The following is an 11,190-nucleotide window of genomic DNA, read 5'->3' as shown; positions in this document are numbered from 1 at the left end:
GGCCCGGCAGGCCGGGCAGGCCGGGGCCGCCGCCGCCGGTCGGGGACAGGCTGCTCAGGGTGCCGACCACGCCGCCGACCGGGGTCTTGGCCAGGCCCTGGCCGCCGGGGACGGAGTCCAGCCCGCCGACCCGGTTGGCGGCCGCCGGGGCCTGCTCCTGGTCCACGCCGCCGGGGCCGACCTGCTCGGCGACCGGCGGGGCCTGCTCCTCCGCGGGGGCGGCGGCCGGGGCGCCGGCCGCCGGGTTGAGGGTGCCGGTCACCGTGCCGAGCTGGTCCCCGCCGGGGAGCTTGCTCACCGCGCCGGTGGCCGCACCGGTCACGCCGGGGTTGGTGAGCGCGCTGGTCGGCAGTCCGAGGCCGCCGGGGGCGACCGGCGCGGCGGAGGCGGAGCCCGCGGCGACGGCGGCGAAGGCGACGCCGAGCGCGGCGGCGCCGGCGGCCTTGAGAGTGGCCTGCTTCATGTGTGCGTCCTCAGTCCTGGTCGGGCCGGTGCGCGACGGACACCCAGGGGGTTGGGGACGTCGCCGTCACACCGAGTCAGCAGTGACCGGCCCACCGTAGTGAGCGGACCGTGCACGGTTCAAAACCCGGCCACTCCGGAGGGTGATAAGTCCGACCATCTCCATGGACGCCGAAGCGGCCCGCCCGCCTCAGTCCCGCCTCAGCCCCGCCTCAGTCCCGCGGCCCGAACAGCCACTCCGCCTTCAGCTCGGCGTAGCCGGGCTTGATCACGTCGCCGATCATCGCCAGCCGCTCGTCGAACGGCAGGAACGCCGACTTCATCGCGTTGACGGTGAACCACTCCAGGTCCGCCAGGGTGTACCCGAAGGCGTCCACCAGGTGCGCGAACTCGCGGCTCATCGAGGTGCCGCTCATCAGCCGGTTGTCGGTGTTGACGGTGACCCGGAACTTCAGCCGGGCCAGCAGCCCGAGCGGGTGCTCCGCGTACGAGGCCGCCGCGCCGGTCTGCAGGTTGGAGGTCGGGCACATCTCCAGCGGGATCCGCTTGTCCCGCACGTACGCGGCCAGCCGCCCCAGCTCGACCCGGCCGTCCGCGCCGACTGTGATGTCGTCCACGATCCGCACCCCGTGGCCGAGCCGGTCCGCGCCGCAGCACTGCAGCGCCTCCCAGATCGACGGCAGGCCGAACGCCTCGCCCGCGTGGATGGTGAAGTGGTTGTTCTCGCCCTTGAGGTAGTCGAACGCGGCCTGGTGCCGGGTCGGCGGGTGGCCCGCCTCGGCGCCCGCGATGTCGAACCCGACCACGCCCCGGTCCCGGTGCCGGTTGGCCAGCTCGGCGATCTCCTGCGAACGGGCCGCGTGCCGCATCGCGGTCAGCAGCGTCCCGACCCGGATCCGGTGCCCGCGCGCCCGCGCGTTCTCCTCGCCCAGCCGGAAGCCCTCGTTGACGGCCTCCACCACCTCGTCCAGGCTCAGCCCGCCCTCCAGGTGCTGCTCCGGCGCGTACCGCACCTCGGCGTACACCACCCCGTCGGCGGCCAGGTCCTCCGCGCAGTCCGCGGCGACCCGCACCAGCGCGGCCCGGGTCTGCATCACCGCGCAGGTGTGCGCGAAGGTCTCCAGGTACCGCTCCAGCGAACCGGAGTCGGCCGCCGCCCGGAACCACTCCCCGAGCTCCTTCGGGTCGGTGGTCGGCAGGCCCTCGTAGCCGCAGTCGGCGGCGAGTTCGACGATCGTCTCCGGCCGCAGTCCGCCGTCCAGGTGGTCGTGCAGCAGCACCTTCGGGGCGCGGGCGATCTGGTCGGGGGTGGGAACGCGCGGGGCCGTGGTGCCCGCGAACGCAGTGATCTGCTTCTCCATTGCCGGAGCATAGCCCCTACGCGCGTAGATTGCCTACCACCACGCCCTCTTCCCGAAGAACGGCGGGAAGCACCTTCAGGGGCCCGGGGAACTGTCGGCAGACGGGCATGCACAATCAGGGGCCCGGGGAACGGCGGGTCCGTGCTGCTGGCGGCCGGAGCCCATCGGAGGTCCGTGCTGCTGCGTGTAGTGAACAGAACCAGAAGCCCACGCGCGCAACGGCAGTGAACCGTCAGCAGCCCCGGGCTCGCCGTTCCCCGAGCCCCTGGCGGTGCTCTCCCTCGTGAGCCCCTGGCGGTGCTCCTCCCTCAGTCGTGCGCCAGGATGCTCCCCCGCCGCGAGAGCACGAAGTCGCGGAAGGCCGCCGCCGGCGGCGTGAGCGGGCGGGCGGCGTGCCAGGCCAGCCCGATCGCCCGGCGGGTGCGGGGCGCGGTGACCTCCAGTTCGACCACGCCGGGGCGGGGGACGAGCGCGGGCGGCAGCAGGGAGACGCCGAGGCCCGCGGCAACCAGGCCGCGCAGGGTCTCGACCTCCTCGCCCTCGAAGGCGATCCGCGGGGCGAACCCGGCCTCGGCGCAGAAGCCCGCCATGATGTGGCGCAGCCCGTACCCCTCCTCGACGGTCACCCAGGTGTCGTCGGCGACCTCGGCGAGCCGGATCCGGCGGCGCGCCGCGAGGCGGTGCTCGGCGGGGACGGCCAGGAACAGCCGCTGCTCGTCCAGCGGGCGGGCAGCCAGGTCGGGCGCGTCGGGGAGCGGGGAGACCAGGCAGAGGTCGAGTTCGCCGGCGCGCAGGCGTTCCAGCATCGCGGCGCCGTAGTCCTGGACGAGTTGGAAGCGCACCCGGGGGTGGCCGGTGCGGAAGCCGCGCAGCAGGGCGGGCACCGCGTCGCTGCCCATGGTGTGCAGGAAGCCGAAGGCGACCCGGCCGCCCGCCGGGTCGGCCTCGGCGCGGGCGGCCTCGACGCCGCGCTCGACCTCGGCGAGGGCGCGTTCGACGGCGTCCAGCAGGATCCGGCCGGCCCGGGTGAGCCGGACGGCGCGGCCCTGGCGGGCGAGCAGGTCGACGCCGAGTTCGGCCTCCAGCCGGGCGACGGCGCGCGAGAGGGTGGGCTGCGGCATGCCGAGCAGCTGGGCGGCCCGGGTGACGTGCTCCAGCCGGGCGACGGCCGCGAACTCCGCCAACTGCGGTGCGAGGAGCGTCACATCGGCGTCCGGGCCGAGTTCGGCGAGGCGGGCGGGCGCGGAGCTGCTCTCATACGTCACGGCATCGATCATCGCCCATTCATGCATTGGACGCATCAGGCCGCCCGGTCCTAGCGTCGACACCATGCAGCCCGCCAGTACCGAGGCGTCCGCGCCCGCCCCCGTCACCGTCACCTCCTCCGTCGAAACCGACCTGCGCCTGCGCCCCGGCAGCCGGGACTTCCGCCGCGCCAACCTCGCCCTGTTCGCGGCCGGGGTGGCCACCTTCGTCCTGCTGTACTCCACCCAGGGCCTGCTGCCGCTGCTCTCCGCCGACCTCGGCCTGACGCCCGGCCAGGCCAGTTGGACGGCCTCCGCCTCCACCCTGGGCCTCGCCCTCGCCCTGCTCCCGGCCAGCGCGCTGTCCGACCGCTACGGGCGCACCGCGGTGATGACGGCCTCCACGCTGGCCGCCGCGCTGATCGCCGTGGCCCTGCCGTTCGCCCCGGACCTCACCACGCTGGTGGTGCTGCGCGCCGTGCAGGGCGCGGCCCTGGCGGGGCTGCCCGCCACCGCGATGGCCTACCTGGCCGAGGAGGTGCACCCGTCGGCGCTGGCCTCCGCGATGGGGCTGTACGTGGCGGGCAACTCGATCGGCGGGATGGGCGGCCGGCTGGTCTCCGGCTGGGCGGGCGCCGCCTGGGGCTGGCGCTGGGGCCTGGCGGTCTCGGCGGGCCTGGCGCTGCTCGCGGCGCTGGCCTTCCGCGCCCTGGTGCCGCGCGCCCGGCACTTCCGCCGCGCGCCGGTGGACGCCCGAGCACTGGCCGCGACCGTCTCGGGTCACCTGCGCAACCCGCTGCTGCTGCGGCTGTACGCGCTGGGGATGCTGTTCATGGCGGTGTTCGGCGCGGTCTACAACACGGTCGGCTACCGGCTGACGGCCGCGCCCTTCCACCTGCCGCAGTCGGTGGCCGCGTCGATCTTCGTGGTCTACCTGGTGGGCACCGCGTCCTCTGCCTCGGCGGGCCGGCTGACCGCCCGCTGCGGCCGCCGCGGCACCCTCTACCTGGCGATCGCCACCACCACGGCGGGCCTGCTGCTCTCCCTCGCGGGCTCCCTGTTCTGCGCGGTCCTCGGCCTGGTCCTGATCACCGCCGGCTTCTTCGCCGGCCACGCCACCGCCTCCTCCGCCGTCGGCCGCACCGCCACCACCGGCCGCGCCCAGGCTTCCGCGCTCTACCTGATCGCCTACTACCTGGGCAACAGCCTCGGCGGCACCCTGGGCGCCGACGCCTACCACTCCACCGGCTGGTCGGGCACGGCCGCCGTCGCCCTCACCGCGATGGCCGGCGCGGCGGGCGTCACCCTCTACGCCACCCGTCGCGCCGTCGCCTCCCGCCGCGCGGAGACCGTCCATACACTTCAGGCATGAGCATCGATCCTGCCCAGTTCGCCAAGCTCCGCGAGATCGCCGACCAGCTGCCGCAGGTTCCGGGCGTGGGAAAGATAGAGATCGCGAACGGCGAGATCGTCATGATGATGTCGCCGGTCAGTCGGCACGAGCTCGCGGTCATCAGGCTCGCCCGTCAACTCAACGAGCAGCTCCCGCAGACACATCCGGGCTACATCGCCCACGGCGGAGCCGATCTGGAGGACCCCGGGCTGGGCCGGCTGCGGAACCCGGACTTGATGGTGTTCCCCGAAGCCGCCCTGGACGTGGAGAAACCCGCGCTCCTTCCCCACGAAGTGCTCCTGGTCGCCGAAATCGTCTCGGCTTCCAACCCGGAGAACGACTACCGAGCCAAGGTTGCCGACTACGCCGCCATGGGCATCCCGCTCTACCTGCTGGTCGACCCCCGCCTGGGCACCGGCGTCATCCACTCCGAACCGGGCTACACCGACCGCAGGAACTTCGCCTTCGGCGACACGATCACCGTCGGCCCCTGGAAGCTCGACACCGGCGTCCTGCGCACCTACGGCGGCTAGCAGGACGCCGGTGCACCGCTAACCGATCCGGTCCAGCACGATCGGCGCCGGGGTGAACGCCGTGCCCGCCGGGGCGACGGTGACGGCGCCCTCCAGGGCCTCCAGGGCGTACGGGAAGCGCTCGGGGGTGTCGGTGTGCAGGGTGAGCAGGGGCTGGCCGGCGGTCACCGAATCGCCCGGCTTGGCGTGGAGTTCGACGCCGGCGCCGGCCTGCACCGGGTCCTCCTTGCGGGCGCGGCCGGCGCCGAGGCGCCAGGCGGTGACGCCGACGGCGTAGGCGTCGAGGGCGGTGAGGACGCCGGTGGCGGGGGCCGGGACGACGTGGGTCTCGCGGGCCACCGGGAGCGGGGCGTCGGGGTCGCCGCCCTGGGCGGTGATCATGCGGCGCCAGTGGTCCATGGCGGTGCCGTCGCGCAGGGCGTCGGCCGGGTCCTTGCCGTGGACGCCGGCGGCGGCGAGCATCTCGCGGGCGAGGGCGAGGGTGAGTTCGACGACGTCGGCGGGGCCGCCGCCGGCCAGCACCTCGACGGACTCGCGGACTTCGAGCGCGTTGCCGGCGGTGAGCCCGAGCGGGGTGGACATGTCGGTGAGCAGGGCGACCGTGGCGACGCCGGCGGAGCGGCCCAACCCGACCATGGTGCGGGCGAGTTCGCGGGCGTCGTCGAGGTTCTTCATGAAGGCGCCGGAGCCGACCTTGACGTCCAGGACGAGGGCGCCGGTGCCTTCGGCGATCTTCTTGGACATGATCGAGGAGGCGATCAGCGGGATCGCCTCGACGGTGCCGGTGACGTCGCGCAGGGCGTAGAGCTTCTTGTCGGCGGGGGCGAGCCCGTCGCCGGCGGCGCAGATGACGGCGCCGCAGCCGCGCAGCACGTCGAGCATCTCCTCGTTGGAGAGCAGGGCCCGCCAGCCGGGGATCGACTCCAGCTTGTCGAGGGTGCCGCCGGTGTGGCCGAGGCCGCGGCCGGAGAGCTGCGGGACGGCGGCGCCGCAGGCGGCGACCAGCGGGGCGAGCGGGAGGGTGATCTTGTCGCCGACGCCGCCGGTGGAGTGCTTGTCGGCGGTGGGGACGCCGAGCGAGGAGAAGTCCATCCGCTCGCCGGAGCGGATCATCGCGTCGGTCCAGCGGCTGATCTCCCGGGCCGTCATGCCGTTGAGCAGGATCGCCATCGCGAGGGCGGACATCTGCTCGTCGGCGACCTCGCCGCGGGTGTAGGCGTCGATGACCCAGTCGATCTGGGGGTCGGTCAGCTCGCCCCGGTCGCGCTTGGCCCGGATGACGGAGATGGCGTCCATGCTGGTGCTCCAGAAGATCCAGAAGAGGTGAAATGCGAAGAGTGCCGCGGGATGTCCTCCCGCGACACTCTACGCGCGTAACCGCCCGAACAGCTACAACTTGTCCGGCCCGAACGCGTCCGGCAGCACCTCGCTCATCGGCCGCACCCCGGAGGGCAGTTCGACCAGCAGGTCGGGCCCGCCGTGCTCGTACAGCAGCTGGCGGCAGCGCCCGCACGGCATCAGCAGCTCGCCGCCGCCGTCCACGCAGGTGAAGGCGACCAGCCGGCCGCCGCCGGAGGCGTGCAGCGCGGAGACCAGCCCGCACTCGGCGCACAGGCCCAGCCCGTACGAGGCGTTCTCGACGTTGCAGCCGACCACCGTGCGACCGTCCTCGACCAGCGCCGCCGCTCCGACCGGGTACTTGCTGTAGGGCGCGTACGCGTGCCGCATCGCCTCCCGGGCGGCCTCGCGCAGCGCCGCCCAGTCGACGTCCCCGGCCGGGGCCGCCGTCACTTGGCCTGCCCCTTGCGGTAAATCTGGCCGTCCGCCTTCGGCATCCGCAGCCGCTGCGAGGCCAGCGCGAGCACCACCAGGGTGATCACGTACGGGGTGGCGACGATCAGCGGGCGCTGCACCTCGTCGGTGCAGGCGTACCAGGCGGCGACGCCGCCCGCGACGACGATGCTGATCGCACCGGCGGTGAACCTGCGGCGGTAGAACTGCCAGAGCGCGAGCAGCGCCATCGCGACGGCGACCACCAGCAGCAGCACGTGCACCGAGTCGGCGTCGCGCAGCTGGAGGCTGTCGGTGAAGCCGAACAGACCCGCGCCGGCGGCCAGGCCGCCCGGCATCCAGTTGCCGAAGATCATCGCGGCCAGGCCGATGAAGCCGCGGCCCTGGGTCTGGCCGTCCCGGTAGAAGTGCGCGGCGACCAGCGAGAGGTACGCGCCGCCGAGGCCCGCGAAGGCGCCGGAGGAGACCACCGCGAGGTACTTGTACTTGTAGACGTTGACGCCCAGCGACTCGGCGGCGGTCGGGTTCTCGCCGCAGGAGCGCAGCCGCAGGCCGAACACGGTGCGCCAGAGCAGGAAGTAGCTGGCGACCAGGAACGCGGCGGCGATCAGGGTGACCACCGACAGGTCGGTGACCAGGCCGCGGACGACGCCGGCCACGTCGGAGACCAGGAACCAGTGGTGCTTCTCGATGCCGTCCAGCCAGTTCGACAGGCCGGGGAAGGTGAAGGTGGGCAGCGAGTCCGAGGGCGGCGACTGGTTGGCGCCGGCGCCGTCGTTCACGTAGTCCTTGTAGTAGATCCGGTTGACGTACGCGCAGATGCCGGGGATCAGCAGGTTGATGCCGACGCCGGAGACGATGTGGTCGACGCCGAAGGTGACGGTGACCAGCGCGTGCAGCAGGCCGCCGAGCGCGCCGCCGGCCATGCCGGCCAGCAGGCCGACCCACGGGTTGACCAGGAAGCCGCCCCAGGCGCCGCAGAAGGTGCCGGCCACCATCATGCCCTCGAGGCCGATGTTGACGACGCCCGCGCGCTCGGACCACAGGCCGCCGAGGCCGGCCATCGCGATCGGCACGGCGGAGGCCAGCGCGGCGCTGATCTGCCCGGAGGAGGTCAGGCCGTGGTTGCCGGTGGCGGCGCCGACCGCGGCGAACAGCACCAGGGCGAGCGCGATCAGCAGCAGCACCACCGGCCAGGTGAGCTTGGTCCGCTTCGCGGGCGCGGCCGGCGTCTTGGGCTTATCGGCGACTGCGGTGCTCATGCCGCGACCTCCTTCTGGGCGGCCGCGGCAGCCTGCGCGGCGAGCTCGGCGCCGACCTTCTGCTGCTGGCGCTTGAGGCCGTAGCGGCGCACCAGCTCGTAGGCCACGACGACACAGATGACGATGGTGCCCTGGATCACCGGGATGATCTCGGACGGGTAGTCGCCCCGGGTGGGCAGCTGGGCGCCGGAGGCGTCCAGGAAGGCGAACAGCAGCGCGGAGAACGCGATGCCGATCGGGGTGTTGCGGCCGAGCAGCGCCACCGAGATGCCGATGAAGCCGAGGCCGGTCTGCACGTTCTGCCCGAAGTACGGGGTGTTCTGCATGAGTTCGGGCAGGCCGACCAGGCCGGCCAGCGCGCCGGAGACCACGATGGAGGTGATCACCATGCGCTTGACGTTGACGCCGGAGGCCCCGGCGGCGCTCTCCGAACGGCCGGTGGCGCGCAGGTCGAAGCCGAACCGGGTGCGGTTCAGGGTGAACTGGAAGACCACGCCGACCAGCACCGCGATCACGATGAAGCCCCACAGGGTGCCGCCCTGGGTCTCGAACGAGAAGAAGTGGCTGGAGTCGGAGATCTTCTCGGTCTGGATCGAGTTGGTGGTGCCGCCGGTCTTCGGCGCGAAGATGCCGGGCACCAGCAGCACGCCGATCACGGCGGTGGCGATGGCGTTCAGCATGATGGTCGAGATGACCTCGCTGACGCCCCGGTAGACCTTCAGCAGGCCGGCGATCGACGCCCACAGGCCGCCGACGCACATCGCGACGATCAGCAGCAGCGGGATCTGCAGGAAGGCCGGCAGGTCCACCTGGCCGCCGACGAACGCGGCGAACATCATGGCCAGCTTGTACTGGCCCTCGATGCCGATGTTGAACAGGTTCATCCGGAACCCGAACGCGGCGGCGGCCGCGGCCAGGTAGTACACGGTGGCCTTGTTCAGCACGGCGACCTGTCCGTCGGACGCGGTGCCGTAGTTCCACATGATGGTGAAGGCGTCGACCGGGTCGCGGCCGGAGACCGACAGCAGGGCGCCGGCGATGATCAGCGACAGCAGCACCGCCAGCACGGGGGCGGCCAGGGCGAGCCCGATCCGCTCCAGGTCGACGCGCTCGCGCAGCGACCGCTTGGCCGCGGGCGCGGCCGGGGGGTTGGGACTGGTCATGTGGTTACTCCCCCGCCTGCTCGTCGTCGGCGGTGTCGGTGGACGGGGTGGCGTTCTCGTCACCGGTGACGGTCCCGGTGCCCTCGGCGGCGACGGCCTGCGCCTCGGCGAGGGCCTCCGGGTCGGACTCGATGTGGCCGGTGGCGGCGCCGGTCATCGCGCTGCCCAGGTCCTCGGCGGTGACGGTGGCCGGGTCGGCGTCGGCGACCAGGCGGCCGCGGTAGATCACCCGGATGGTGTCGGACAGGCCGATCAGCTCGTCCAGGTCGGCGGAGATCAGCAGCACCGCCAGGCCCTCGCGCTGGGCGGAGCGGATCTGCTCCCAGATCTGGGCCTGCGCGCCGACGTCCACGCCGCGGGTGGGGTGGGCGGCGATCAGCAGCTTCGGGGAGTGGCTCATCTCCCGGCCGATGATCAGCTTCTGCTGGTTGCCGCCGGACAGCGAGGCCGCGGTGACCTCGATGCCGGGGGTGCGGACGTCGTACTCCTCGACGATCCGCTGGGTGTCGGCGCGGGCGCCGGCCGGGTCGAGCAGCACGCCCTTGGAGTTGGGCCGCTCGGTGACGTGGCCGAGGATCCGGTTCTCCCACAGCGGGGCTTCCAGCAGCAGGCCGTGCCGGTGCCGGTCCTCGGGGATGTAGCCGATGCCGGCCTCGCGGCGGGCCCGGGTCAGGGAGCGGGTCAGGTCGGCGCCGTCCAGGGTGACGGTGCCGGCGTCCAGCGGGAGCATGCCCATGATGGCCTCGACCAGTTCGGCCTGGCCGTTGCCCTCGACGCCGGCGATGCCGAGGATCTCGCCCTTGCGGATCCGCAGCGACACGTCGTCCAGGACGACCCGCTCGACGCCCTCGGCGTCGGCCTTGGCGATCCGCAGGCCCTCGACCCGGAGCATCTCGGTGTCGGTGACGGTCGACTCGCGGCTCTGCGGGGAGGGCAGTTCGGCGCCGACCATCAGCTCGGCCAGCTGCCGGGCGGTGACCTGGCGCGGGTCGGCGTCGCCGACCGTGGTGCCGCGGCGGATCACGCTGATCGCGTCGGCGACCGAGAGCACCTCGTGCAGCTTGTGCGAGATGAAGATGACGGTGACGCCCTCGGCCTTGAGCTCGCGCAGGTTGTCGAACAGCGCGTCGACCTCCTGCGGGACGAGGACCGCGGTCGGCTCGTCCAGGATGAGGATCCGGGCGCCGCGGTACAGCACCTTGAGGATCTCCACGCGCTGCCGGTCGGCCACGCCGAGGTCCTCGACCAGCGCGTCGGGCTTCACGCCCAGGCCGTACTGGTCGGACAGCTCGCGGATCCTGGCCTTGGCCTTGGCGCCGATGCCGTGCAGGTGCTCGCCGCCCAGGACGATGTTCTCCCAGACGGTGAAGTTGTCGGCCAGCATGAAGTGCTGGTGCACCATGCCGATGCCGCGCGCGATGGCGTCCGCGGGGGTGGAGAACTCCACCTGCTCGCCGTCGACGGCGATGGTGCCCTCGTCCGGCTTCTGCATCCCGTAGAGGATCTTCATCAGGGTGGACTTGCCCGCGCCGTTCTCCCCCATCAGCGCGTGCACGGTGCCCCGCCGCACGGTGATGTCGATGTCGTGGTTGGCCACCACACCGGGGAAGCGCTTGGTGATGCCGCGCAGTTCGACGGCAGGCGTCGCCGTCCCCGCGCGGGGGGTGCTGCCGTCCTCGGGGACGGAGTCGGAGGGGGTGATGGCGATCTCCTGCTGGTCGTCGGGCGCTTCGTCGCGCTGAGCTCAGGGGGAAACCCGGGAGGGGGCCGTGCCGCGCGGACGCGGTGCCAAGCCCGCAGGGGCCCGGACGGGCGCGCGCTGGGCGCGTCCGTCCGGGCCCCTGCGGTGCGATCCGGTCGAACCGCCGCGCGCCGCCCCGCGGGCGGGCGGCGCGGCGGGCCGGGTCGGCCGGACGGGGCGGGCGGGACCATGGGCTGGCCGCGGGGGATCTGCTGGGGGGCGGCGTCGATCTTGGCCATG

At 73.2% G+C, this 11,190-nt stretch carries 10 protein-coding genes; 2 read left to right on the top strand and 8 right to left on the bottom strand.

Features of this window, described 5'->3' with window-relative positions; genetic code table 11:
- From ACFUEL_RS25255 to ACFUEL_RS25245, 3 genes are all read right to left on the bottom strand, one after another.
- Positions 1–463, bottom strand: a 463-nt coding sequence (locus tag ACFUEL_RS25255) for a hypothetical protein (protein ID WP_380239040.1), incomplete at its 3' end; no start/stop codon positions are given.
- 211 nt (positions 464–674) lie between these two features.
- A complete protein-coding gene (locus ACFUEL_RS25250; RefSeq protein ID WP_380239039.1) occupies positions 675–1,823 on the bottom strand; it encodes an adenosine deaminase in 1,149 nt (382 codons plus the stop codon).
- Between the two features lie 308 nt (positions 1,824–2,131).
- Entirely contained in the window at positions 2,132–3,088 is a 957-nt protein-coding gene (locus tag ACFUEL_RS25245; RefSeq protein ID WP_380239041.1) for a LysR family transcriptional regulator, read from the bottom strand.
- A gap of 64 nt (positions 3,089–3,152) precedes the next feature.
- Here ACFUEL_RS25245 and ACFUEL_RS25240 point away from each other — a divergent pair, with 64 nt between their 5' ends.
- Positions 3,153–4,439: an MFS transporter gene (locus ACFUEL_RS25240; protein ID WP_380239038.1), complete on the top strand. Its 1,287-nt coding sequence runs from the start codon at positions 3,153–3,155 to the stop codon at positions 4,437–4,439.
- A complete protein-coding gene (locus ACFUEL_RS25235) occupies positions 4,436–4,993 on the top strand; it encodes a Uma2 family endonuclease (RefSeq protein WP_380239037.1) in 558 nt (185 codons plus the stop codon). The genes ACFUEL_RS25240 and ACFUEL_RS25235 overlap by 4 nt, the downstream gene beginning before the upstream one ends.
- An 18-nt stretch (positions 4,994–5,011) precedes the next feature.
- Here ACFUEL_RS25235 and ACFUEL_RS25230 read toward each other — a convergent pair whose 3' ends face one another.
- From ACFUEL_RS25230 to ACFUEL_RS25210, 5 genes are all read right to left on the bottom strand, one after another.
- Positions 5,012–6,289 (bottom strand): thymidine phosphorylase, encoded by a 1,278-nt coding sequence (locus ACFUEL_RS25230; RefSeq protein ID WP_380239036.1) that lies wholly within the window; start codon positions 6,287–6,289, stop codon positions 5,012–5,014.
- Positions 6,290–6,382: 93 nt separating this feature from the next.
- Entirely contained in the window at positions 6,383–6,784 is a 402-nt protein-coding gene (locus ACFUEL_RS25225; protein WP_380239035.1) for a cytidine deaminase, read from the bottom strand.
- On the bottom strand, positions 6,781–8,046 hold the full coding sequence (locus tag ACFUEL_RS25220; RefSeq protein ID WP_380239034.1) for an ABC transporter permease: 1,266 nt from the start codon (positions 8,044–8,046) through the stop codon (positions 6,781–6,783). The genes ACFUEL_RS25225 and ACFUEL_RS25220 overlap by 4 nt, the downstream gene beginning before the upstream one ends.
- Entirely contained in the window at positions 8,043–9,209 is a 1,167-nt protein-coding gene (locus ACFUEL_RS25215) for an ABC transporter permease (RefSeq protein WP_380239033.1), read from the bottom strand. The genes ACFUEL_RS25220 and ACFUEL_RS25215 overlap by 4 nt, the downstream gene beginning before the upstream one ends.
- Positions 9,210–9,213: 4 nt before the next feature.
- The gene (locus ACFUEL_RS25210) at positions 9,214–10,809 is read right to left on the bottom strand and encodes an ABC transporter ATP-binding protein (RefSeq protein ID WP_380239032.1); all 1,596 of its coding nucleotides are present in this window, start codon (positions 10,807–10,809) and stop codon (positions 9,214–9,216) included.
- Between the last annotated feature and the right edge of the window lie 381 nt (positions 10,810–11,190).

It is taken from the genome of Kitasatospora sp. NPDC057198 (assembly GCF_042670125.1).
Taxonomy (GTDB): Bacteria; Actinomycetota; Actinomycetes; order Streptomycetales; family Streptomycetaceae; genus Kitasatospora.
This window is presented reverse-complemented; position numbering and strand designations above follow the sequence as displayed.

Coding starts and splice junctions, on each gene's coding strand:
- ACFUEL_RS25250 (WP_380239039.1), bottom strand. CDS start 1,823: ATGGAGAAGCAGATCACTGCGTTCGCGGGCACCACGGCCCCGCGCGTT.
- ACFUEL_RS25240 (WP_380239038.1), top strand. CDS start 3,153: ATGCAGCCCGCCAGTACCGAGGCGTCCGCGCCCGCCCCCGTCACCGTC.
- ACFUEL_RS25235 (WP_380239037.1), top strand. CDS start 4,436: ATGAGCATCGATCCTGCCCAGTTCGCCAAGCTCCGCGAGATCGCCGAC.
- ACFUEL_RS25230 (WP_380239036.1), bottom strand. CDS start 6,289: ATGGACGCCATCTCCGTCATCCGGGCCAAGCGCGACCGGGGCGAGCTG.
- ACFUEL_RS25220 (WP_380239034.1), bottom strand. CDS start 8,046: ATGAGCACCGCAGTCGCCGATAAGCCCAAGACGCCGGCCGCGCCCGCG.
- ACFUEL_RS25215 (WP_380239033.1), bottom strand. CDS start 9,209: ATGACCAGTCCCAACCCCCCGGCCGCGCCCGCGGCCAAGCGGTCGCTG.